Annotated in this window: 26 protein-coding genes and 1 riboswitch; of the genes, 18 read left to right on the top strand and 8 right to left on the bottom strand. The window is 52.9% G+C overall.

All coding sequences use genetic code 11. From position 1 onward, the window contains the following. Positions 1-33: 33 nt before the first annotated feature. Together modF and modE are read right to left on the bottom strand one after the other, a co-directional pair. Positions 34-1,506: a molybdate ABC transporter ATP-binding protein ModF gene (gene modF, locus Z042_RS20605; RefSeq protein WP_024911575.1), complete on the bottom strand. Its 1,473-nt coding sequence runs from the start codon at positions 1,504-1,506 to the stop codon at positions 34-36. 93 nt (positions 1,507-1,599) lie between these two features. Next, positions 1,600-2,391: a molybdenum-dependent transcriptional regulator gene (gene modE / locus Z042_RS20600; protein WP_024911576.1), complete on the bottom strand. Its 792-nt coding sequence runs from the start codon at positions 2,389-2,391 to the stop codon at positions 1,600-1,602. Between the two features lie 177 nt (positions 2,392-2,568). Here modE and Z042_RS25305 point away from each other — a divergent pair, with 177 nt between their 5' ends. From Z042_RS25305 to modC, 4 genes are all read left to right on the top strand, one after another. Beyond that, entirely contained in the window at positions 2,569-2,712 is a 144-nt protein-coding gene (locus Z042_RS25305) for an AcrZ family multidrug efflux pump-associated protein (protein ID WP_024911577.1), read from the top strand. A 154-nt stretch (positions 2,713-2,866) separates the two neighbouring features. Further along, entirely contained in the window at positions 2,867-3,640 is a 774-nt protein-coding gene (modA, locus tag Z042_RS20590) for a molybdate ABC transporter substrate-binding protein (protein WP_024911578.1), read from the top strand. Then, positions 3,637-4,326: a molybdate ABC transporter permease subunit gene (modB, locus tag Z042_RS20585; protein WP_024911579.1), complete on the top strand. Its 690-nt coding sequence runs from the start codon at positions 3,637-3,639 to the stop codon at positions 4,324-4,326. The genes modA and modB overlap by 4 nt, the downstream gene beginning before the upstream one ends. Further along, positions 4,327-5,394 carry a molybdenum ABC transporter ATP-binding protein ModC gene (modC, locus tag Z042_RS20580; RefSeq protein WP_024911580.1) on the top strand — a complete coding sequence of 356 codons (1,068 nt, stop codon included), beginning with the start codon at positions 4,327-4,329 and terminating at the stop codon, positions 5,392-5,394. Positions 5,395-5,596: 202 nt separating this feature from the next. Here the strand turns inward: modC and Z042_RS20575 are convergent, their stop codons facing one another. Beyond that, positions 5,597-6,421, bottom strand: a complete 825-nt coding sequence (locus tag Z042_RS20575) for a pyridoxal phosphatase (protein ID WP_024911581.1) — start codon at positions 6,419-6,421, stop codon at positions 5,597-5,599. Positions 6,422-6,573: 152 nt separating this feature from the next. Between Z042_RS20575 and pgl the strand changes: the two genes are divergently transcribed. Then, complete coding sequence (gene pgl / locus Z042_RS20570; RefSeq protein WP_024911582.1) at positions 6,574-7,569, top strand: 6-phosphogluconolactonase; 996 nt, start codon at positions 6,574-6,576, stop codon at positions 7,567-7,569. Positions 7,570-7,623: 54 nt separating this feature from the next. On the opposite strand, the gene bioA is transcribed toward pgl, so the two are convergent. Then, complete coding sequence (bioA, locus tag Z042_RS20565; protein ID WP_024911583.1) at positions 7,624-8,898, bottom strand: adenosylmethionine--8-amino-7-oxononanoate transaminase; 1,275 nt, start codon at positions 8,896-8,898, stop codon at positions 7,624-7,626. Between the two features lie 89 nt (positions 8,899-8,987). Between bioA and bioB the strand changes: the two genes are divergently transcribed. Genes bioB through bioD form a run of 4 tightly spaced genes read left to right on the top strand, consistent with a single transcriptional unit; the run spans position 8,988 to position 12,612 of the window. Next, a complete protein-coding gene (gene bioB, locus Z042_RS20560; protein ID WP_024911584.1) occupies positions 8,988-10,025 on the top strand; it encodes a biotin synthase BioB in 1,038 nt (345 codons plus the stop codon). Next, positions 10,025-11,176, top strand: a complete 1,152-nt coding sequence (gene bioF / locus Z042_RS20555) for an 8-amino-7-oxononanoate synthase (protein WP_024911585.1) — start codon at positions 10,025-10,027, stop codon at positions 11,174-11,176. Before bioB ends, bioF begins: the two co-directional genes overlap by 1 nt. Continuing rightward, on the top strand, positions 11,160-11,927 hold the full coding sequence (gene bioC / locus Z042_RS20550) for a malonyl-ACP O-methyltransferase BioC (protein WP_024911586.1): 768 nt from the start codon (positions 11,160-11,162) through the stop codon (positions 11,925-11,927). The genes bioF and bioC overlap by 17 nt, the downstream gene beginning before the upstream one ends. Then, positions 11,920-12,612 (top strand): dethiobiotin synthase, encoded by a 693-nt coding sequence (bioD, locus tag Z042_RS20545; RefSeq protein WP_024911587.1) that lies wholly within the window; start codon positions 11,920-11,922, stop codon positions 12,610-12,612. Before bioC ends, bioD begins: the two co-directional genes overlap by 8 nt. Before the next feature lie 14 nt (positions 12,613-12,626). Here bioD and Z042_RS20540 read toward each other — a convergent pair whose 3' ends face one another. After that, positions 12,627-13,337, bottom strand: coding sequence for an ABC transporter ATP-binding protein (locus Z042_RS20540; RefSeq protein WP_024911588.1), 711 nt, complete (start codon positions 13,335-13,337; stop codon positions 12,627-12,629). Between the two features lie 1,084 nt (positions 13,338-14,421). Between Z042_RS20540 and uvrB the strand changes: the two genes are divergently transcribed. Next, on the top strand, positions 14,422-16,434 hold the full coding sequence (gene uvrB, locus Z042_RS20535; protein WP_024911589.1) for an excinuclease ABC subunit UvrB: 2,013 nt from the start codon (positions 14,422-14,424) through the stop codon (positions 16,432-16,434). An 84-nt stretch (positions 16,435-16,518) separates the two neighbouring features. Further along, on the top strand, positions 16,519-16,764 hold the full coding sequence (locus Z042_RS20530) for a VF530 family protein (protein WP_024911590.1): 246 nt from the start codon (positions 16,519-16,521) through the stop codon (positions 16,762-16,764). 1 nt (position 16,765) lies between these two features. On the opposite strand, the gene yvcK is transcribed toward Z042_RS20530, so the two are convergent. Beyond that, positions 16,766-17,683, bottom strand: a complete 918-nt coding sequence (gene yvcK / locus Z042_RS20525) for a uridine diphosphate-N-acetylglucosamine-binding protein YvcK (RefSeq protein ID WP_024911591.1) — start codon at positions 17,681-17,683, stop codon at positions 16,766-16,768. A gap of 249 nt (positions 17,684-17,932) precedes the next feature. Then, a riboswitch (molybdenum cofactor riboswitch) is annotated at positions 17,933-18,077 on the top strand. Here yvcK and moaA point away from each other — a divergent pair. From moaA to Z042_RS20490, 7 genes are all read left to right on the top strand, one after another. Continuing rightward, on the top strand, positions 18,064-19,050 hold the full coding sequence (gene moaA / locus Z042_RS20520) for a GTP 3',8-cyclase MoaA (protein ID WP_024911592.1): 987 nt from the start codon (positions 18,064-18,066) through the stop codon (positions 19,048-19,050). Its footprint overlaps the riboswitch before it by 14 nt. Before the next feature lie 83 nt (positions 19,051-19,133). Continuing rightward, positions 19,134-19,646: a molybdenum cofactor biosynthesis protein B gene (gene moaB / locus Z042_RS20515; RefSeq protein ID WP_024911593.1), complete on the top strand. Its 513-nt coding sequence runs from the start codon at positions 19,134-19,136 to the stop codon at positions 19,644-19,646. Between the two features lie 3 nt (positions 19,647-19,649). After that, the gene (moaC, locus tag Z042_RS20510) at positions 19,650-20,129 is read left to right on the top strand and encodes a cyclic pyranopterin monophosphate synthase MoaC (RefSeq protein WP_024911594.1); all 480 of its coding nucleotides are present in this window, start codon (positions 19,650-19,652) and stop codon (positions 20,127-20,129) included. Further along, positions 20,126-20,371, top strand: coding sequence for a molybdopterin synthase sulfur carrier subunit (gene moaD, locus Z042_RS20505; protein WP_024911595.1), 246 nt, complete (start codon positions 20,126-20,128; stop codon positions 20,369-20,371). Before moaC ends, moaD begins: the two co-directional genes overlap by 4 nt. Before the next feature lie 2 nt (positions 20,372-20,373). Next, entirely contained in the window at positions 20,374-20,826 is a 453-nt protein-coding gene (gene moaE / locus Z042_RS20500) for a molybdopterin synthase catalytic subunit MoaE (protein WP_024911596.1), read from the top strand. A gap of 123 nt (positions 20,827-20,949) precedes the next feature. Beyond that, positions 20,950-21,657, top strand: coding sequence for a Bax inhibitor-1/YccA family protein (locus tag Z042_RS20495; protein ID WP_024911597.1), 708 nt, complete (start codon positions 20,950-20,952; stop codon positions 21,655-21,657). 194 nt (positions 21,658-21,851) lie between these two features. Beyond that, positions 21,852-22,280: a DUF2628 domain-containing protein gene (locus Z042_RS20490; protein ID WP_024911598.1), complete on the top strand. Its 429-nt coding sequence runs from the start codon at positions 21,852-21,854 to the stop codon at positions 22,278-22,280. A 55-nt stretch (positions 22,281-22,335) separates the two neighbouring features. On the opposite strand, the gene Z042_RS20485 is transcribed toward Z042_RS20490, so the two are convergent. Then, a complete protein-coding gene (locus Z042_RS20485) occupies positions 22,336-22,662 on the bottom strand; it encodes a hypothetical protein (protein WP_236849200.1) in 327 nt (108 codons plus the stop codon). Positions 22,663-22,751: 89 nt separating this feature from the next. After that, positions 22,752-23,858 (bottom strand): ABC transporter permease, encoded by a 1,107-nt coding sequence (locus Z042_RS20480; RefSeq protein ID WP_024911600.1) that lies wholly within the window; start codon positions 23,856-23,858, stop codon positions 22,752-22,754. Positions 23,859-23,861 lie beyond the last annotated feature (3 nt).

Here is a 23,861-nt window from a genome sequence, read left to right as displayed (position 1 = left end):
ATGAGTGGGGGAACCACTCATCCGGGGAGGAATTTACGCCAGCGTATCGTACCGGTAGTGGTAGCCGTCACCGGCAGGAACGAAAGTCAGGCGGTGAGTAATACACTGTGGGGCATCTTCTGCATGGTGTGAAACAAACAGCAGTTGGGTGGTGCCTTGCTGAATCAACACATCGATAAAACGCCGTACCAGTTGGCGGTTCAGCGGGTCTAGCCCCTGCAAAGGTTCATCAAGGATCAACAGTGCCGGGTGCTTGACCAGTGCCCGCGCAATCAGCGCCAGCCGTTGCTGGCCCCAGGAAAGGCTATGGAAGGGAGCATCTCCTTGGGCTCCTCCGAGCCCAAGCAAAGCCAACCATTGTGCGGCCAAGGTTTGCTGGCGATCGGAAACCGCCTGATAAATCCCGATCGAATCGAAAAAGCCGGACAGGATCACACTGCGTACATTGGAACTGATACGGTAATCCAGATGCAGGCTACTGCTGACGTAGCCGATATGGCGTTTGATATCCCAAATGGTTTCACCACTGCCGCGTCGGTGGCCAAACAGGGTGAGATCATTGCTGTAACCCTGTGGGTGATCGCCGGTCACCAGGCTGAGCAGCGTGGATTTGCCAGCCCCGTTTGGGCCGACGATCTGCCAGTGTTCGCCGGGATTGACCTGCCAACTGAGCCGATCGAGGATCGGGCGATCGTTGTAGCTGACCACGCCATCGCGCAACACGATCAGCGGCTGCCCGGCGGGAAGCGTGGTTTTATGCGTGGGATCTTCGGTTTCCGGCAACGTCAGGCCGCTAAGATTCTCGCTGTGTGCCAATTGAGCCACCAACGCTTCGGCCATCACTTGCTCACGTGGCCCAAAGCTGGTGAGGGTACAATCGGCCAGCACCCCGACCCGTTGAACAAAATCCGGGATCTCATCAAAACGGTTGAGCACTAATACCAGCGTATAGCCTTGTTGCGAAAGTTCTGCCAACAGCGTGGCGAGCTGAGCGCGGGAGGTCACATCAAGGCCATCGAACGGTTCATCCAGGATCAACAAATCCGGCTGCGGCATCAGGGCTTGGCACAATAGGGTTTTACGCGTTTCGCCGGTGGACAGGTATTTAAAACGGCGTGAAAGCAGGGCGGTAATACCGAATTGAGCCGCCAACTGCTGGCAACGCGCGGGATCTTTGACATCCTCCTGAATGATTTCTGCCGTGGTGCGGCCAGTATCGTCTTCGTCAGGGCTGAGTAGGTCGGTGTTGTTGCGTTGCCATTCATCGCTGACCAACTGTTGCAATTGTTCAAACGAAATTCGCACGACGTGATGAAAACCGTTGTGACGCTCGCCTTTCAATAAAGTCAGTTCACCCGCCAGTGCGCGGGCTAACGCTGATTTGCCACTGCCGTTGGCCCCGACAAACGCCCAGCTATCGCCAGCTTGAATATTCAGTTGCTCCAGCGTCAGCGTGCGGGTATCGCTTAAACGGAATGAACCTTGCGAAATGTGCAACGATGGCATCATTTGTTCCTTGTTCTGCAAATTAGATTAAGGGTAGAAATAAGGATGATGGGCGGAGATGTCAATCAACAATACTGCAACATCACATTGCGTTTAACACAACGTCGCGATAATCACCCGATCGGCATTGAACAAGGCATGAACAGCACTGCCGGGGCTCAGTTTTAACCGAGCCAATTCTTGGTTGGCAATGGTTGCACACAGTGTTTCACCGCCCTTTAGCGCTACCAGAACTTCGCTGTGTTCATTACCTGGTTGAATGTTGGTCACCGTGCCTGGCAATGCATTATCGGCCAACCCATTCAAAGCCGGATCGGTATTAAGTTTGACCCAAGGCGCCTTAATCAACGCCAATACCTCTTTCCCCGGAGCCAGTTGTAACCGATCGGCACTTTGCTGGGTAACGGCTGCGATAAGGCGGGTGTGACCATCGGCCAGCAAGAGGTTGATATGTTGTTGTACCTGCTGGTGATCGCGCTCAATAACCGTGCCGAAGAACTGATTACGGGCGCTGGTTTGCAGTGAAAAGCGGGCGATAGCGGCCAGCAGGCTATCGAGCGGCAGATTATCCTGCTGCAACACATCGAAGGCTTTTTGCTGAATCTGGCCCAGCAGATCGTAAAGCTGGATCAGCCGCTGGCCATAGTGGGTCACCTGTGCGCCGCCGCCGCCTTTACCGCCAGTGGCGCGCTCTACCACCGTCTGTTCTGCCAACTGATTCATTTCATTGATGGCATCCCAGGCGCTTTTATAACTGATCCCGGCCAGTTTGGCTCCTTGGCTGATCGAACCGGTCTGTTCTACCTGTTTAAGCAGCGCAATACGGCGCGGGTCGGCAAACAGTTTTTGCTGAAGTTTTAAGGTAAGGAGGATCTCGGCCTGCATGATAGATTCCATCAAAGGCTAAAACACTATTGTCACCTATTTGCTCAAAAGCACCAAATGAGCACGTTTCGCAGGTGATAAATTTTCCCCGGTCTTTAAAATAACGGGGTTTTAGATACTTTTTGGTTTACAGTGCACTGTAGGTACCGTTTAAATCAGCAGTGAAATGAGGCTTGTATGTTGGAATTATTGAAAAGTCTGTTGTTTGCCGTGGTCATGGTGCCAGTTGTTATGGCCGTTATCCTTGGTTTGATTTATGCCTTGGGAGAAGTGTTCAACGTTCTCTCCAAAATAGGCCATCCCGAAGAAAAACGCAGCTAATCCCCTCTATTGAATGCCCGCTGATGCCTTTCGGCGGGTGTTTTTCGTGCCATCTCTCGCTTTACTGATAAACCACATGACAATCTTTCGCCCCTCGTTATATCATTTTTTATATAACGAGGGGTGTCATAATGGTTAACCTACGGAGAAAACGATGAAACAACAATGGTTCAAATGGATTGGCGGTATGGTATTGGCCTCTGGCTTGGTGATGCAGGCTTCTGCGGCAGAAAAAATCACCGTTTTTGCCGCCGCTTCGCTGACTAACGCGTTACAGGATATCGCTACCCAGTATCAAAAAGGCCAGGATGTGCAAATCGTCTCATCCTTTGCCTCCTCATCAACGCTGGCTCGCCAGATTGAACAAGGGGCTCCGGCCGATCTGTTTATCTCTGCCGATCAGCAGTGGATGGATTACGCCATTGACAAGCAACAGATGGTGAACGATACCCGCTACACCCTGTTGGGCAATGAACTGGTGCTGATCACGGCCAAATCGGCTAAACAGGATAAAATTGATATCAGTAAGACCACCGATTGGGCCAAGTTACTGAACGGTGGCCGCTTGGCGGTGGGCGATCCTGACCATGTTCCGGCCGGGCTTTACGCCAAGGAAGCGCTACAAAATCTGGGGGCGTGGGCAGCACTGGAGGCCAAATTGGCACCCGCCAATAACGTGCGCAGTGCTATGGCATTGGTTGAGCGTGAGGAAGCGCCATTAGGTATTGTTTACGGTTCTGATGCCATTGCCAGCGATAAAGTGAAAGTGATCGGTATTTTCCCGGCAGACAGTCACAAACCGGTTGAGTATCCCATGGCGATAGTTAAAGATCACCAAACTCCAGCCGTCACCGCTTTCTATAATTACCTGCAAGGCCCGGAAGCAGCGGCTATTTTCCAACACTATGGATTCACCCCGCGTAAATGATATTGAGTGAGTATGAGTGGCAGGCGGTTGAACTCAGCCTGAAAGTCTCTAGCCTGGCGGTGATTTGCAGTTTGCCGCTGGGCATTGTGATGGCATGGATTTTAGTTCGCTGCCATTTTCCCGGCAAATCCTTATTGGACAGCATTATTCATCTGCCGTTGGTTCTACCGCCGGTGGTGGTGGGGTATTTATTACTGATCTCCATGGGGCGGCGTGGTTTCATTGGCGAATGGCTGTATGAGTGGTTTGGTTTCAGCTTTAGTTTCAGCTGGCGCGGTGCTGCGCTGGCTTCGGCAGTGGTGGCTTTTCCGTTGATGGTGCGAGCTATCCGGCTGGCGCTGGAAGCCGTGGATACCCGTTTGGAGCAGGCGGCCCGCACGCTAGGGGCCAATCCGTGGCGGGTGTTTTTCACCATCACTTTGCCGCTTTCGTTGCCGGGTATTATCGTGGGCGTGGTGCTGGCGTTTGCCCGTTCGTTAGGGGAGTTTGGTGCCACCATCACTTTTGTTTCCAACATCCCCGGTGAAACCCGTACTCTGCCGCTGGCGATGTATACCCTGATAGAAACCCCAGGCGCAGAGGCTGCTGCGGCGCGTTTGTGCGCGATCGCGATTGTGCTCGCGCTGATTTCGCTGATGATTTCTGAATGGCTGGCCCGCTGGGGCCGTAAGCGTATGGGGTTATAGATGTTAGAACTGGATTTCTCCCAACGGCTTGGCGATCTCAACCTCAATGTGCAGGCCAATCTGCCTGCACAGGGCATCACGGCGATTTTTGGCCTTTCCGGGGCAGGTAAAACCTCATTGATCAACGCCATCGGTGGCCTGACGCGCCTGCAACAGGGGCGCATTGTGCTGAATGGCCGCACGTTGGCGGATACTGCGAACGGTATCTTCCTGCCACCGGAAAAACGCCGCGTTGGCTATGTTTTCCAAGATGCGCGCCTGTTCCCGCATTACCGCGTGCGTGGCAACCTGCAATACGGTATGGCGGCCAGTATGCGCGGGCAGTTTGCGAACATCGTTGAATTGTTGGGGATAGCACCGTTGCTCAACCGTTTGCCATTAACGCTTTCCGGTGGAGAAAAACAGCGTGTGGCGATTGGCCGGGCACTGCTCACGGCGCCTGAACTGTTGTTGATGGATGAACCTTTGGCCTCACTCGATCTGCCGCGTAAGCGTGAGCTGTTGCCCTATCTGGAACGGTTGGCTCAGGACGTTAATATCCCGATCCTTTATGTCAGCCACAGTATGGATGAGATCCTGCGACTGGCGCAGCAGGTGATGGTGTTGGATAACGGCCAGGTGCGTGCGTTTGGCGGGTTGGAAGAAGTGTGGGCCAGCAGCGCACTGCGCCCCTGGTTACAGGGGGAAGATCAGAGCAGCGTGCTGCACGTCAGCGTGCTTGAACACCATCCCCATTATGCGATGAGCGCGCTGGCGTTGGGCGATCAGCGCCTATGGGTGAGTGCGATTGATGCGCCGCTCGGCACTTCATTACGCATCCGCGTTAATGCCGCCGATGTTTCGCTGGTGCTGCAACCCCCGGTAAATAGCAGTATCCGTAACATTCTGCCTGCTAACGTGGTGGAATGTCTGGATGTGGGCGATCAGGCAGAAGTGAAGTTAGCGCTAGGTGAAAACATTCTGTGGGCACGCATCACGCCCTGGGCGCGTGATGAATTGGCGATCAAACCAGGGCAACAGCTGTATGCGCAAATCAAGAGTGTTTCGATCAGCCGCGAAGGGCGTTGAGTATTCTCTCACTACGGCACGTTGCATCATGGTCGGCTGCGATTCACATCCCTGTTCATCGCGCCTAAAACCGCCTTCCCTGGCGGCTTTGCCTATGCGCCGTTTCTCGCGCCTTCAATGGCATTAACATCCGTGCTCACCTGAGCTTGGATAGAGGGAATCTTGCCAGGCACTGTGGTAAGCGCAAGAAAATAAAAGCACTTTACTGCCCCAGCACCCGGGTGCGGATCACTTCCGCGATACCGGGTTGCAGGTGATCGGCGATCACCAGATCGGCGCGTTCTTTGATTGCATTATCGGCGTTGCCCATGGCAACCCCCAGCCCAGCAGCCTCCAGCATGCTCAGATCGTTGTAGTTGTCACCGAATGCCACCACCTGATCCATACCGAAACCTTGCGATTCCACCCATTGTTGCAGGCGGTTGCCCTTGCTGTTACCGCCTTTGGCAATATCCACCTGATCGTGCCATGACCATTCACAGGCCAGACCCAACTCTTTTTCCACGGTTTCGGCAAAATTGCGTAATGCCGGAATATCGCTATGCGAGGCGGCAAATTTCCAGATCGTCTGCACATCATCCGTGGCCTGAATCAAACTGTTGACCTGCAACAGCGTTGGGCGCTGGGCCTGCGGCAACGTTGCCGCCCAAGCCAGCGAACGCTCCACATGACCGCTGGTTTCCTGGTACAGCATGGCATCATCCACATACATCAAACTGTGGATATGGCTCTGTTTCAGCATTTGCAACACCACTCTGGCTTGATCCTTTGCCAGCGGATCGGCAGCCAGCACTTTTTTCTGCTGAAAATCGTAAAGATAGGTGCCGTTGCAGCAAATGGCGGGGGTATCGATTTGTAACGCCTGATAGAACGGATGGATAGCAACATGGTGGCGGCCGGTGACGATCACCACTTTGATTCCGGCGGCGCGGGCCTCCGCCAAGGCTGCCAGCGACTGTGGCAAGATGCGTTTCTGGGTATCCAGCAGGGTGCCGTCTAAATCAAGGGCAATAACACGGTAGCTCATAGCGTTCTCATTATATTGTTGGCAAGAAAATAAGCTGATGGTACACCGGATAGCGGCTTGATAAAACCGCGCGGCTTTCCTCGCCAGGCTGGGGTTGTTATGTGACGGATGTCAGGTAAGCTAGAACAAACCGCATCACTTAAGGAGTACAAATGAAGCAGATCGTTTATGTTGCCAGCCCGGAAAGCCAGCAGATCCACGTTTGGCAGTTAGACGACCACGGGGCGTTAGCACTGCTGCAAACGGTCGACGTATCAGGGCAGGTGCAACCTATGGCGCTTCACCCGGATGGAACCCACCTGTATGTGGGGGTGCGCCCGGCATTTGGTATTGTCAGCTACCGTATTGAGGCCGATGGCAGGTTGCAGGAAGCGGGAATGGCCCCGCTACCGGGTAGCCCCACCCATATTTCAACCGATTTGCAGGGCCGCTACCTGTTCTCTGCGTCTTACAGTGGCAACTGCGCCAGCGTCAGCCCGATTGGCCATGACGGTGTGGTCAGCGCACCCATTCAACAGATTGATGGTTTGACCGCGCCGCATTCGGCAAATATCGATCCTACGAATCAACTGCTGCTGGTGCCGTGCCTGAAAGAAGATCGCATCCGCCTGTTTAACCTGAGCCAGGAAGGCAAACTGACGCCACATGCTCAAGATGCGGTGTCAACGGCTACCGGCGCAGGCCCACGGCATATGGCATTCCACCCAAATCATCCGTTTGCCTACTGTGTGAATGAACTGGACGGTACGGTAGACGTGTTTGCTATCCGTGAAAATGGCGGCAAATATACCCTGGTGCAAACGCTGGATGCGATGCCAGCTGATTTTACCGGCACCCGTTGGGCGGCGGATATTCATCTCACGCCGAATGGCCGTTTCCTGTACGTTAGCGACCGCACCGCCAGCATTCTGACCATTTTCAGCGTTTCCGCAGACGGGGGTAACCTTAGCGTCGTGGGCCATCATCCAACGGAAGAACAACCGCGTGGGTTTAATCTGGATCACAGCGGCCGCTTTGTGATTTCTGCGGGGCAGAAATCTGGTCATATTGAAGTCTGCGCAATCGATCAGGCCAGTGGTGCGCTGAACAGGCTGGCGCGTTATCCGGTCGGCAAAGGCCCGATGTGGGTGAGCGTGTTGGCTCAATAATTGAGCCAATCGTGAGGTTGCCGGGGTTCAGTTGTCAGCACCCTGGCAATGTGGTCATTCGGCAACGGCGGCGATTGCCGCCGTCAGGCGCGTGAGTTGTTGTGGTGTAATAATATAAGGCGGCATCAGGTAAATCAGTTTACCGAATGGCCGTAGCCACACGCCGCGCTCAACAAATTTGTGTTGCAGCGCGGCCACATCGACCGGTTCGCGCATTTCCACCACGCCAATCGCACCCAGCACCCGTACATCCGCCACTTTGGGCAATCGAACCAAGGGGAACAACTGTTGCCTGAGCTGTGATTCAATGGCTGCAACCTGTTGTTGCCAGTGGTTTTCCTCCAACAAGGTCAGGCTAGCAGTGGCTACGGCACATGCCAGTGGGTTGCCCATAAAGGTTGGCCCGTGCATAAAGCAGCCTGCTGCACCGTTGCTGATGGTTTCTGCCACAAAGCGGGTGGTCAAAGTGGCGGAAAGCGTCATATAACCGCCGGTCAGCGCTTTACCCAAGCAGAGAATATCCGGCACGATGTCTGCATATTCACAGGCGAACAGTTTGCCGGTGCGGCCAAAACCGGTGGCGATCTCATCGGCGATCAACAGAATCCGGTGGCGATCGCACAGTTCGCGAACCCGTTTCAGATAGGTGGGATGATAGATACGCATGCCACCGGCCCCCTGTACAATGGGTTCCAGAATTACCGCAGCAATCTCTCCGCAGTGTTGCTCCAGCAATGCGGCAAAGGGGGCGATATCCTGTTCATCCCAAGGCTCATCAAAACGGCACTGGGGGGCGGTGGCGAATAGGTGTGGTGCAAGATAACCCTGATACAGGCTGTGCATGGAATTATCAGGATCGCACACTGACATTGCCCCAAACGTATCACCATGATAACCGTGGCGCAGAGTCAACATACGCTGCCGCCGCTCCCCGCGAGCCTGCCAATATTGCAGCGCCATCTTCAATGCCACTTCGACCGCCACGGAACCGGAATCCGCCAGAAAAACGCACTGCAACGCTTCCGGCGTTATCGCTATCAGCTTGCGGCACAGCGCAATCGCGGGTGGATGGGTAACACCGCCGAACATCACGTGCGACATGTGCTCCAATTGCTGCGTTGCCGCCTGATTCAGCTGTGGATGATTGTAACCGTGGATGGCGGCCCACCAGGAGGACATGCCGTCGACCAACAGGCGGCCATCGGCCAGTTGCAGCTCAACGCCGCGGGCGGCCCTAACCAGATAGCACGGCAGCGGGTGGCTCATGGAAGTGTAGGGGTGCCAGATGTGGCGCCGATCGAAAACGAGATCGTCATCAGAGAAAAACATTTAGTAAACCAAAATAAAATAGAATGGTTGACAGTATATTCGCAATATTTACACTGGCGACACTTTTCTTCTTGTTGGAGACGCCGTCAATGGCCGATCGCAATCGCTGGACCGTGGGGCAAGCCCGGGCTTTGTTTGAAAAACCCCTGCTTGAACTGTTGTTTGAAGCACAAACCGTTCACCGCCAACATTTCGATCCACAACAGGTGCAGGTCAGCACCTTGCTGTCGATTAAAACCGGCGCCTGCCCGGAAGACTGTAAGTATTGCCCGCAAAGTTCACGTTACAAAACGGGGCTGGAAGCCGAACGATTGATGCAGGTGGAGCAGGTGTTGGCCTCTGCGCGCCAGGCTAAAGCGGCCGGTTCAACCCGTTTCTGCATGGGAGCGGCCTGGAAAAACCCGCATGAGCGTGATATGCCCTATTTGCAGCAGATGGTGCAGGGGGTGAAAGCACTGGGCATGGAAACCTGCATGACGTTGGGCATGCTGGATGGCACCCAGGCTGAACGCTTGGCCGAGGCGGGTCTGGATTATTACAACCATAATCTGGATACCTCACCGGAGTTTTACAGCCGCATTATTACCACCCGTACCTATCAGGAACGCTTGGAGACGTTGGCTAACGTCCGTGAGGCAGGTATCAAGGTTTGTTCTGGCGGCATCGTCGGGCTGGGGGAAACGGTGAACGATCGTGCCGGGCTGCTGGTGCAGTTGGCTAATCTGCCAAAACCGCCGGAGAGCGTGCCGATCAACATGCTGGTGAAAGTCAAAGGGACGCCGCTGGCCGATAATGCTGACGTTGATCCGTTTGATTTTATCCGCACCATCGCTATTGCACGCATTATGATGCCTGCGTCTTATGTGCGCCTTTCTGCTGGCCGCGAGCAGATGAGCGAGCAGACTCAGGCGATGTGCTTTATGGCCGGTGCCAATTCGATCTTCTACGGCTGCAAACTGCTGACCACCCCAAACCCGGATGAAGATAAAGATCTGCAATTATTTCGCAAATTGGGGCTCAACCCGCAGCAGACCGCAACCGAGCGGGGTGACAATCAACAACAGCACATGCTGGTAGAGCAGGTACTGCATGCCGACACCGCTGAGTTTTACAACGCGGTACCCTGATGCGCTGGCAACAACGGATCGAACAGGCTCTGGGGGAGCGGCAACGCGCCGCTGCTTATCGGCAGCGGCAAGTCAATCAGGGCGGCAATGGCCGTTACCTGCAACTGCACGGCGCACGCTATCTTAATTTTTCGGGCAATGATTATCTTGGGCTCAGCCAACATGCCGAGGTGATCGCTGCCTGGCAGCAGGGCGCTACGCGTTATGGCGTTGGCAGCGGTGGATCGGGCCATGTCACTGGTTTTTGCCAGCCACACCATGAGCTGGAACAACAGCTGGCGGAATGGCTCGGTTATCCGCGTGCGTTGCTGTTTATCTCCGGTTATGCCGCTAATCAGGCGTTATTGGCTGCGCTGATGCAGGCTGACGATCGCATTCTGGCGGATAAACTCTGCCATGCCTCAATCTTGGAAGTGGCGGCTCACTCACCGGCCCAACTGCGACGTTTTCAGCATAACCAGCCGCAGGCGTTGGCAACATTGCTGGAGAAATCCTGTGTTGGCCAGCAATTGGCGATCACCGAAGGCGTATTCAGCATGGATGGCGACAGCGCACCGTTGGCCGACCTGTATCGCCTGACGCAAAACGCCGGTGCTTGGTTGATGGTGGATGATGCGCATGGTATCGGCGTGCGCGGTGAGCAGGGGCGTGGCAGTTGTTGGCAGCAGGGAGTGCGCCCAGAAGTGCTGGTGGTGACCTTTGGCAAAGCGTTTGGCGTTAGCGGTGCCGCGATCCTGTGCGATGAACCACTGGCAGAATATCTGTTGCAGTTTGCCCGTCACTTGATTTACAGCACTGCCATGCCACCGGCACAGGCCTGTGCGTTGCAGGCGGCGCTAAGCTGTATCCGCCAAGGGGATGAGCTGCGTAGCCAGTTGCAGCGCCATATTCAGCGTTTTCGTGCCGGAGTGGCCAACCTGCCACTGGCGTTAACCGATTCGGATACCGCTATTCAACCGCTGCTAGTGGGGGATAACCAACGAGCGCTTAATTTGGCGCAGCGCCTGCGTGAACAGGGGTTGTGGGTCAGCGCCATTCGCCCGCCAACGGTGCCACCGGGCGGTGCGCGGTTGCGCATTACCCTTACGGCGGCCCATCAGCCGCAGGATATTGATCGTTTGCTGGAGGTGCTGCATGACGTTAGCCGCTGATTGGGTGAACAAACAGGCGGTGGCTGCCGCGTTCAGCCGTGCGGCGGAAGGCTACGATGCTGCCGCCGTGTTGCAGCGTGAGGTGGGTGAACGCTTACTGAAGATGGGAAGGAATCATCCGGGTCAGCAGCTTTTGGATGCCGGTTGCGGTACGGGGTATTTTAGCCGCCGCTGGCGTGAATTGGGTAAACAGGTGACGGCGCTCGATCTGGCTCCAGGAATGTTGGCCTTTGCTCGGCAACAGCAGGCGGCAGATCGGTATCTGCTGGGGGATATCGAAAATATCCCGCTACCTGCGGCGGCGGTAGATATCTGTTTCAGTAGCCTGGTGGTGCAATGGTGTAGCGATCTACGGCGTGCGCTGGCGGAACTGTACCGCGTGACGCGGCCCGGCGGCATGATTCTGTTTTCTACGCTGGCGACCGACTCTTTGTATCAATTGGCAGATGCCTGGCAGCAGGTGGACGGTGAACGTCATGTGAATGATTTTCTGCCCTCGGCGCAGATCGCTGCGGCCTGTGGCGATTATCGTCATCATCTGCAAGAAGCTTGGCAAACCCTTGAGTACCCGGATGTGATGACGTTGCTGCGTTCGTTGAAAGGGATTGGTGCCACTCATCTGCATCAGGGGCGTAATATGGGTTTGCTCTCCCGCCAGCGGCTGGCCGCATTGCAGGCGGCTTATCCTCGTCATCATGGCCTGTTTCCCCTCAGTTATCGTCTGGTTTATGGAGTGATTTACCGTGATTGAACGCTGGTTTGTGACGGGAACCGATACTGAAGTTGGTAAAACAGTTGCCAGCAGTGCGTTATTGCAGGCCGCCTGTGCCGCAGGTTTACGCTGTGCCGGTTATAAGCCGGTGGCATCCGGCAGTGAAACCACCCCAAATGGCCTGCGCAACGCAGATGCGCTGATATTGCAAAAAAACAGCAGTGTGGCACTGGATTATGCCGAAGTGAATCCATACGTTTTTGCAGAGCCGACTTCACCGCATATCGCCAGCCTGGAAGAAGGCCACCCGATCGCTCTGGCGCAGCTTTCTGCCGGCTTACGCCATCTCGAACAGCGTGCCGACTGGCTGCTAGTGGAAGGCGCAGGGGGATGGTTTACGCCACTCTCTGAGCAACATACCTTTGCCGATTGGGTGCAACAGGAGCAATTACCGGTGATTCTGGTGGTGGGGCTCAAGCTGGGGTGTATCAACCATGCGTTGCTTACCGCACAGGCAATTCGGCAGGCGGGCTTAATTCTGGCTGGCTGGATTGCCAACGCTATCATTGAGCCTGGAAAACGCCATCAGGAGTATCTTGCGACGCTGCGCCGTATGCTGCCAGCGCCGCTGCTGGGCGAAATCCCCTACTTGCCGCAAATAGGCCAACAGGCATTGGGCCAGTATCTCGATCTTGCTGCCTTGAAACCCCGGGGCTGCTCGTAAGCAACCTCGTTTATTTATTCAGCCAGATAGGTATTAATCAATAGCTCGTCCAACTGTTCCAACGTCCCGTTAGCCACGTTGCGGCCCTGATCCATCAGGCAAAAGCGGTCTGCAATGTGGCGCACAAACGGCAGCGCATGTTCTACCAGCAACACGGTGATGCCCAGTTCGCGGTTCAGCCTGCGGATAATATGGCTGACCTCGGTCGCCTGTGAAGGTGGCATGCCGGTGGTTGGTTCATCCAGAATCAGTAATTCCGGTTCCACCATTAGTGCGCGGGCTATCGCTAACTGCTGTTGCTCAGCAGCACACAAATCACCGGCGCGGCAGCGGCGCATGAGATAAAGGTGAGGGAACAGATCATCAATGACCGGTGGGATACATTGTGTTCTGCTACCTCTCGCCATCAAGGCAATCTGAAGGTTTTCTTCTACGCTCAATTGGGAAAAAATCTGCCGCCCTTGCGGCACATAGCTGATACCCAGTGCTGCCCGTTTTTCCACCGGCTGCTGCAACAGATTCTGCGGTGGTTCATCTGCGGATTGCCAGGTGATACTGCCACTGGCGATCGGTAAGTGCCCCATAATGCAATTGACCAAGGTGGTTTTGCCCACCCCATTGCGGCCGAGCAGCGTGGTGCATTGCCCCCGTGGCAGCTCAAGGTTGACGTCCCACAGGATGTGATTATGCCCATAGTATTGATTGACTGCGTGCAAGCTTAGCATGTGGCATTCTCCTCAAAGAGCGGTGTTTTCTTGTGGACAGGAGGCTCCACTCACTCTTTCCATGACGATTAACGCATCAGCGGTTTCTTGCCAAATTGTGGTGATACCCAGCTTTCAGTTACCCAAAATGACCAAAATAAAAATCAACAGATAAAGGCGATTATTGGCCGTTTGGTGCTGCTCTGGCTTATTTTAGGTGCGAATACTGGTTTTTTCACTTCAGATAACCGAGGATTTTTCTACCCAGGCTCCCGTAATAAGTGAACAGATTTTGCAATTCTCAAGCCAACTTTCCTTCTCGGGAGCTAAAAATACAGTGTTACTGTTTTGTTAATGATATTCTCTGCGATGACACGGTTTCTGTGGGGATACTGCCTGTTGGGATGGGCATTTTTTGCACTCTTATGGTGCGAGTGCGGGAGGAAATGGTGCAGCTATCGGCGGACTGTGGCAATGAATCAACAGCCAGAATAAGGAACGGTAAAAGCAGAACATTAGCAACGGCTTCTTTTAGTATTAATTGTCATAACTAAAGCCACATTATTGTAAAAAAATAACTAAAAAACCCCCTTAGACGGCATTTTGGTAAGAAAACCGTTTTTTCTGTAACTCCCGTCCCCCATGGGGTAGTGTGAGTTATCCACTATTCCTGTGGATAACCTTGTGCATTATACCTAGAAAAGCGGCCTAAACAGAGAGCGGGCGCGGGTTGTGTTCGTATTGTCCGCATTCTCATCCTTTAATTAAAATTGTTTTATATCAATACGTTAATTAAAATCAAGCAAGCCATGCAGCGAGCAGGTTCCTCAGCGTGGTTTTTCATCAAGGTGCTATCAATACGTTAATTTATGGCAAAATCTGGGGATAAAATGATTGTTAACAATAAAAATGTCACAACGCTGTAACCTTCGTGGTGCGCTGCAATCTGGCTAACGCACGCTAAAGAAACAAATTCGCTTGAGGCTGTTTTTATATCCAGTATTATAGGCCCTGGCGAAGCTCGCCAGGGTTTTCCATACTTAGGCTACCGCTGGCAGAAACTATTCCAACCGTCTTCCTGCAACGTGCATTATTTAGGGTATCTATGAGCAAAATTTTCAAACTGCATTCGGATTTCAAACCGGCGGGCGATCAGCCCGAGGCCATCCGCAAACTGGAAATGGGGCTGGAAGATGGTTTGGCGCACCAGACACTGCTGGGGGTGACCGGTTCGGGCAAGACCTTTACCATCGCCAATGTGATCGCCGATCTCAACCGGCCAACTATGGTGCTGGCGCCGAATAAAACCTTGGCGGCGCAGCTCTACGGTGAGATGAAAGAGTTCTTTCCTGAGAATGCGGTGGAATATTTTGTTTCCTACTACGATTACTACCAGCCAGAAGCCTACGTGCCGAGCTCCGATACCTTTATCGAAAAAGACGCCTCGGTGAACGAACATATTGAGCAGATGCGCCTTTCAGCGACCAAAGCGCTGCTTGAACGGCGTGATGTGGTGGTGGTGGCATCGGTTTCGGCGATCTACGGTCTGGGCGATCCCGATCTTTATTTGAAGATGATGCTGCATCTGACCAAAGGCATGCTCATCGATCAGCGTTCGATCCTGCGGCGTTTGGCTGAGTTGCAATATACCCGTAACGATCAGGTTTTCCAGCGTGCTACCTTCCGCGTGCGCGGTGAGGTGATCGACATCTTCCCGGCAGAATCAGACGAATTGGCGTTGCGCATTGAGTTGTTTGACGAAGAAGTGGAACGCCTGTCGCTGTTTGACCCGCTGACTGGCCAGATTGAGCAGGTAGTGCCACGTTTCACTATCTACCCTAAATCTCACTATGTTACGCCACGGGAACGTATCTTACAGGCGATGGAAGAGATCAAAGTGGAACTGGAGCAGCGGCGCAAGGTGTTGCTGGCGAACAATAAACTGGTGGAGGAGCAGCGGCTGTCGCAGCGTACCCAGTTTGATCTGGAGATGATGAACGAGCTGGGCTACTGCTCGGGCATTGAGAACTACTCGCGCTATCTTTCCGGGCGCGGTGAAGGCGAGCCACCGCCGACGCTGTTTGATTATCTGCCAGCCGATGGTCTGCTGGTGGTAGATGAATCACACGTTACTATTCCGCAGATTGGTGGAATGTTCAAAGGTGACCGTTCGCGTAAAGAAACCCTGGTGGAATACGGTTTCCGTCTGCCTTCGGCGCTGGATAACCGGCCGCTGCGTTTTGAAGAGTTTGCCGCGCTGGCACCGCAAACCATCTATGTTTCCGCTACGCCGGGCAAGTATGAGCTGGAGAAATCCGGCGGTGAGATTATCGATCAGGTCGTGCGTCCAACCGGCTTGCTGGACCCCGAGGTAGAGGTGCGCCCGGTCACCACCCAGGTTGACGATCTGCTTTCCGAGATCCGCAAACGCGTGGCAATCAACGAACGGGTGTTGGTGACCACGCTGACTAAACGGATGGCGGAAGACCTGACGGAGTATCTTGAAGAACACGGTGAGCGGGTGCGTTATTTGCACTCGGATATTGACACCGTTGAACGTGTCGAAATCATCCGTGATTTGCGCCTTGGTGAGTTCGACGTGCTGGTGGGGATCAACCTGCTGAGGGAAGGCTTGGATATGCCTGAAGTCTCACTGGTGGCGATTCTGGACGCAGATAAAGAGGGCTTCTTGCGTTCAGAGCGTTCGCTGATCCAGACGATTGGCCGGGCAGCGCGTAATCTCAACGGCAAGGCGATTCTGTACGGCGACAGAATTACTGATTCTATGGCGAGGGCGATCGGTGAAACCGAGCGCCGGCGTGCCAAGCAGCAGGCACATAACGAAGCTCACGGTATTATCCCTCAGGGTTTGAACAAGAAGGTTGCTGATATTATGCAACTGGGGCAGCCGAGTTCACGTGGTAAACACAAAGGGAAAGGCAAAGCGGCAGAAAGTACCGCTCAGTACCAGCATCTCACGCCAAAAGCCTTGGAGCAGAAAATTCGCGAGTTGGAAACGCAGATGTATTCTCATGCGCAAAACCTGGAGTTCGAACAGGCTGCCGCCGTACGCGACGAAATTCATCAGCTGCGCGAGCAGTTTATTGCGATTTCATAACCAGGGCAGCAGGCATAAACGCCTTGCTGCGCGTGCGTTTACTGATTAAGGTAGGCGCCCACATATTGATACGAGCTGCTGATTATGACTGCACATCCGTCAAAAGACCCGCTACACGGCGTTACGCTGGAACAACTGCTGAATTCCTTGGTAGAGCATTACGGCTGGAGTGGCTTGGCGGAACGTATTCGTATCAACTGCTTCAGCAGCGATCCAAGCATCAAATCCAGCCTGAAGTTTCTGCGCCGCACGCCTTGGGCACGCAAACAGGTGGAAGATCTCTACATCAGTACCCTCAGTGATAACCCATGGTATCGCGGCAAAGATTGAGCTAAGTGCGAGCGGCAAGTTGTACCAGTGCCTGTTCCAGCGCCTGGCGCAGTAATTGTCGATCGTGGCGATACGGGATGTCAGAAGCTTCCAGCGCCTGTTTGACCACGATACGATCGTGCATTTCGTTGGTATCTACCCGCGGGCCAACCACTACGGCATCAATCATTTTACGGCCAATTCTCTCTTCCATCAGTTCCAGTTTTTGTGCGAGCGTCAGCGCGGCGGCGGCAATGCTCAGTTCTCGTCCCAGATTACCAATGTAGATCATATTGGCACTGCTGCGACGCAGGGCTTGGGTCAGATCGTCAAGCAGTAACAGTGGCATCAGGCTGGTGAGGAAACTGCCTGGCCCAATCAGGATCAGATCGGCCTGCGCAATGGCATCCACGGCCTCGCGTGTGGCGCGCACATGGGGGGAGAGCATCAGTTCCTGCGGCATACGCTTCAGTTGGTCGATATTCACTTCGCCGTAAACCTGGTTGCCTTCATGATCGTAGGCTTCCAGATCCACTGGCTGTTCCGACATCGGGATCAGCGCAGCATCAACTTTTAACAGGCTGCGCAGCAGATTAATCGCTTCTAACGGGCGCACGCTGAGATGATCTAGCGCTTTCAGCATCAGATTCCCCAGGTTGTGCCCTGACAGTTCACCGTTGCCGCTGAAACGGTATTCAAACATTGCGGAGGCCACGCTGGGTTCGGTGATCAGTTGATTCAGGCAATTACGGGTATCGCCCCAGGCAATGCCGCCTTCGGAACGGCGAATACGGCCAGTAGAGCCGCCGTTGTCGGTGGTGGTGACAATACCGGTTAAGCGGGAACCTAAAGACGACAGAGATGACATCACACGGCCAAGACCATGGCCACCACCTAATGCTACCACCCGATCAAAATCGGCGAGGGTACGATTACGCATAAAATTCCTCAACACTGAGCGTTAACGGCGTGCATAACGTAGCGGATTTGGCAGGAAAACGCGAAAAAGAGTGTAATTTGCGTGATTCTGGTCAATTCGCCTGCGTAGCAGGTGTTTATTATAGTTAACGTAGTTTAACGCTGTAAAATCGTTGTATACAAAATTATATAACGAAATTGTGCGTTGGCTATCGTATTTGTTTCGCGTTAGTATTCTAGCGAAAACTACGGTTTCATCCCAATAACGGGGGTGAAACCCAAACTCCTAGCCTTTGCGCCTACGTTGTTCAGTTGGAACGATAGGGTGCCTGGGCCGTGGCGAAGTCAGCCACCAGGGTGCAGAGTGGAAACGCTCGCATCTCCCGTATTTGGAAAGGTGTTATGGTACCGCAACTCATTGATGCTTTTGAGCGCAAATTCTATTACCTGCGTCTGTCTATTACTGACGTGTGTAACTTTCGTTGTACCTACTGTTTGCCCGATGGCTATAAACCGGGCAGCAGCCCCCATGCTTTCCTCTCATTGGATGAAATTCGCCGCGTCAGCCGTGCGTTTGCCGAACTGGGAACAGAAAAGATACGCCTGACCGGCGGTGAACCCTCTTTACGCCGCGACTTTACCGAGATTATTGCCGCTGTGCGCGAAAACCCGGCGATTCGTACATTGGCGGTGACTACCAATGGCTATCGTTTGGCACGCGATGTCACCCGCTGGCGTGATGCGGGTCTGACGGCGATCAACGTCAGCGTTGATAGCCTCGATCCCCGTCAATTTTATGCGATCACCGGGCAGGATAAATTTCGTCAGGTAATGGCGGGTATTGATGCCGCTTTCACCGCCGGTTACCACAAGGTGAAAGTTAATGTGGTGCTGATGCGTGACGTCAACCATCAGCAACTGGCTACTTTCCTTCACTGGATCAAAGATCGCCCGATCCAACTGCGTTTTATTGAATTGATGGAAACCGGCGAAGGCAGTGAACTGTTTCGCAAGCACCATGTTTCTGGCAACGTGATCTGCCAGCAACTGGAGCAGCAAGGTTGGCAGCGTCAGATACGTGGCCGCAGCGATGGCCCGGCGCAGGTATTCAGTCACCCAGATTACCGGGGTGAAATCGGGCTGATCATGCCCTACGAGAAAGATTTTTGTGCCAGCTGTAACCGGCTGCGGGTCTCTGCCATTGGCAATCTGCATCTGTGCCTGTTTGGTGAGCAGGGGATTACGCTGCGTGATTTGCTGGCGGATGATACTCAGCTTGATGCATTGAAAATGCGTATTCAGGAGGGGTTACGCAGCAAAAAGCAAACGCATTTTCTGCATCAGGGCAATAGCGGGATCACACAGAACTTATCGTTTATCGGCGGCTGATATCCGCATATTTCAAGCCACAGCCCTGTTGGCGGCAACTTGAAATCTACAGGGTATCCACAATCAGGGGAGCATATTTAGCGATGAGCCAGACCAGCAGCGAATTCATTCCGGCAAAAATTGCCATTTTAACCGTCTCAGACAGCCGTGGCGAAGCGGAAGATACTTCCGGCCAATACCTACAGGACGCCGTGCAGGCAACCGGGCATCAGGTGGTGGCCCGCGCCATTGTCAAAGACAATATTTACCACATCCGTGCGCAGGTTTCTGCGTGGATTGCCAACGATAAGGTGCAGGCGATATTAATCAACGGCGGCACTGGTTTTACTACGCGTGATAATACACCGGAAGCTTTGCTGCCGCTGTTTGATCGTGAAGTGGAAGGGTTTGGCGAACTGTTCCGCATGGTATCGTTTGAAGAGATTGGTACTGCCACCATTCAGTCTCGTGCTCTGGCGGGCATGGCCAACCAGACGGTGATCTTCGCCATGCCGGGCTCTACCCGCGCCTGCCGTACCGCCTGGGAACGCATTATTGCCGAGCAGTTGGATGCACGCCATCGTCCGTGCAACTTCCTGCCTCATGTGAAGAAATAATTTATGGCACAGTTAACCCATATTAATGCCGCAGGCGAAGCCCATATGGTGGATGTTTCTGCCAAGGCGGAAACGGTGCGTGAAGCGCGCGCCGAGGCCTTTGTCGAAATGCAGGCGGCCACGCTGGCGATGATTATCGACGGCAGCCATCACAAAGGGGATGTGTTTGCCACGGCGCGCATTGCCGGTATTCAGGCTGCGAAGCGCACTTGGGAACTGATCCCGCTGTGCCACCCGTTGATGTTGAGCAAAGTAGAAGTGCAGCTTGAGGCGCAGCCGGAGCATAACCGTGTGCGCATCGAAACCTGCTGCCGTCTGACCGGCAAAACCGGAGTAGAAATGGAAGCGTTGACGGCCGCTTCGGTGGCGGCGCTGACCATCTACGACATGTGCAAAGCGGTGCAGAAAGATATGCTGATCGGGCCGGTGCGGCTGCTGGCGAAAAGCGGCGGCAAATCCGGTGATTTCAAGGTGGATGTATGATTAATATTCTTTTCTTTGCGCAGGTGCGCGAACTGGTTGGTATCGGCAGCCTGGCCGTACCGGCGCAATATCCCACGGTAGAAGCGTTGCGCAGGTCGTTATGCGAACGTGGTGAGCGCTGGGCGCTGGCGTTGGAGTCCGGCAAACTGCTGATGGCGGTTAATCAAGCGTTGGTGGTGGCAGAACATCCCTTGCATGAAGGGGATGAAGTGGCGTTTTTTCCACCGGTAACCGGGGGTTAATGATGGAAAATACCCGTATTCGCGTAGGTTCTGCTCCGTTTAGCGTTGGTGAGGAATACCAATGGTTGGCGCAGTGTGACGACGACGGCGCGGTGGTCACTTTCACTGGTAAAGTGCGTAATCATAATCTGGGGGATAATGTCAGTGCGTTGGCGCTGGAGCATTACCCTGGTATGACCGAAAAAGCACTGGCAGAGATTGTTGTAGAAGCACGCGCCCGTTGGCCGTTACAGCGGGTGACGGTGATCCACCGCGTCGGTGATCTGTTTCCCGGTGAAGAGATCGTGTTTGTCGGCGTCACCAGTGGGCACCGCAGCCAAGCGTTTGAAGCCGCTCAACTCATCATGGATTATCTGAAAACCCGCGCACCTTTCTGGAAACGTGAAGCCACAGAACAAGGGGAACGCTGGGTTGAAGCCCGCGATTCGGATCGGCAGGCGGCAAAACGCTGGTAAGCAGGTTTCAAACGCAGTAACAAATCAATACCTTTGTCGGCTCCTTGTACCGTTTTCTGTGATACGCTTATTATTGGACGGGGTATTCCCCGCAACATTATTCACATGCAAAAGGTAACTTTCATGGACCGGTATCCACGTAATGGCTCAATCGTTGAGCGTGCTAACAGTGGCATTCAGGCTTATATGGCGCAGGTTTATGGCTGGATGACCTGTGGCTTGCTGCTGACTGCCTTTGTGGCTTGGTACGTTAGTAACAATAGCCAGCTACAGGCTTTTATTTTTTCCAGTCAGATCACCTTTTTTGGTCTGATCATTGCCCAGCTTGGTTTGGTGTTTGTGATTTCCGGTATGGTGAATCGTTTGAGTGGTGCGATGGCCACCTCGTTGTTTATGCTGTATTCGGCGCTCACCGGGTTAACACTTTCCGTTATCCTCCTGATGTATACCGGTGAATCGATAGCGACAACCTTTGTGATAACGGCTGGGATGTTTGGTGCCATGAGCCTGTATGGTTACACCACCAAGCGCGATCTGAGTGGTTTTGGCAGCATGTTGTTTATGGGGCTGATCGGGATTGTGTTGGCGTCACTGGTGAACATCTGGCTGAGAAGTGAGGCCATGATGTGGGTAATTACCTATATCGGGGTGATTGTGTTTGTTGGCTTGACGGCCTATGACACGCAAAAGCTGAAAGCCTTGGGCGAACGGTTGAATGCTGATGACAGAGACAGTTTTCGCAAATACGCTATTGTGGGCGCGCTGACGCTGTATCTTGATTTTATCAACCTGTTCCTGATGTTGTTGCGTATTTTTGGCAACCGCCGTTAACGCGCAACATTATTAATATTCTGCAAAGCTCTGCACTGGCAGGGCTTTTTTTAAGAACTTTCTTGTGTAAAAGAAATGATTATTATTATCTTGACATAGGCTGCTGCATTATTGTTGAATAAAAGGCCGTAAGAAAAATAACCATATTTTCTCTTTAGTTTAAGTATAAATCATAAGGATGATGAAAGAATATTATGAGTAGTGAATTAAGTCCAAAATGGAAGGCGCGTTTTGCTCTTTTTGATAGTGCTGGTGGTGATATCAATTCTCCGCAATACAAAGACGCAATCAAGAACATGAAATTCTTTGAGCGAATTAAACATACCTCGAATATCTTTGCATTTTTCTTTGGTATTATTTATTTTTGTATTCTTGGCTTATGGAAGAAAGGGTTAGTATTGTTTGGTGTGATTCTGGTGCTTAATGTGATATTGTTTGCCGTCGAATCAGTAATAGGAGCGAACCTGGATCCTATCGCCCGTGGCTTGAACTTTGCCTATGCAGGCGCGAGCTCGGTGATTGCCAACTATGCTTATTATATTAAAGAAGTTAAAGGGTTGCAGAGTTGGAATCCGTTAGAAGGATTCACTAAGAAGTCATCGGCAAGAATTGCAAAAATGTAATTGTGGTATTTCAGGGCAATGAATAATGTTGCCCTTAATTAGTTTTTGTATTTCTTTAGTAGGTTTGCATATTTAGCACTGTTGCAATAATGTAAACCAAGAGGATTATTATAGTAATAAATATTGCCAGCAAGGCTGACCATTTCAATGTTGATTTAAATAACCCGACCGAAGCAAAACAAAAGACCAGTAGATTGGTCGTTATATTGATAAAGACGATAATGCTTAGAGATATATCGATCCATTCAGCACCCTCTTCTGGCAAAACAGAAGCCAACAGAAAAATGATTACTAAACCTAATAGATTGAACCACGCCAGCCTCAGCCCAAAACGAACCATACTGTCATAAGTATTTTCCTTTACTACCGTTGTTCCTGCCAAATCACCCTCCATAAGCAATTGAATTAAAGTCCCTATATTCTACGTATTATCTTGGTTGTTTAACAGGCGTTAGTTAGAGGAAAAATTGGTCAGGCAATCTTCCTTCTAAACATCGCATAAGCCGCGCTGCCGGTGGTAGCGGTGATCGCCAGCAGCGGCCACAGGCTGTGCCAGATAATGCTGAAGTTGGCATCCTTGAGGTAGATTTGTTTGGTGATATCGGTGAAGTGGCGAATAGGGTTAACCCAGGTGAGGTGTTGCAACCATACCGGCATATTTTCGACCGGTGAGACATAGCCGGAAAGCAGGATCGCGGGCATCATAAATACGAAAACGCCGATAAACGCCTGCTGTTGCGTGGCGCACAGCGACGAAATCAGCAGCCCGAATCCGACCAGTGAAAGCCCGTAAGTCAGCATGGTGCCATAGAACAGCAAAAGAGAGCCGGCGAACGGGATCTGATACATAAAGATACCAATAAACAGCACGATCGAAGCCTGAAACGTGGCGACGATCAGCGCAGGCACCGCTTTACCGATAAAAATCTGCCAGGTGGTGAGGGGAGATACCAATAACTGTTCCAATGTGCCTTGCTCACGTTCACGCGCCACGGAAAGCGACGTCACAATCATCACGCCAATCGTAGTGATCATGGCGATTAATGAAGGGACAACAAACCATTTGTAATCCAGATTCGGGTTATACCAGTTGCGCACTACCAGTTCGCTGTTATTGGGTTTGGCACGCCCAGCGAGCAGCTCATTCTGATAATCCTGCACGATCTGCTGCACATAGTTGGCGGCGATCTGCGCACTGTTGGAGTTGCGGCCATCCAGGATCAACTGCAATGTTGCCGTATTGCCTTGAGCGATATCGCGCGAAAAATTCGCCGGGAAGCGGATCAGCAGCAATGCTTTCTGGTTATCAATAGTGGGTTTGATGGCCTGCGGGCTGTGCAACAGCAAAACGTGCGAAAATGCTTTGGCTTTGGCAAAGCGCTGAGTCAGCTCAATTGATGCGTGGCCGCTGTCCTCGCTGTATACCGCAATAGTGGCATTGGTCACTTCCAGCGTGGCGGCAAACGGGAACAGCAATACCTGTAAGAGCACCGGCATCACCAGGATGGCGCGAGTCTGCGGGTCACGCAGCAACGACTGCATTTCTTTAACAATCAGTGTCCAGAGCCGGTAAAACATCTT

It is taken from the genome of Chania multitudinisentens RB-25 (assembly GCF_000520015.2).
In the GTDB taxonomy this organism is placed as follows: domain Bacteria; phylum Pseudomonadota; class Gammaproteobacteria; order Enterobacterales; family Enterobacteriaceae; genus Chania; species Chania multitudinisentens.
This window is presented reverse-complemented; position numbering and strand designations above follow the sequence as displayed.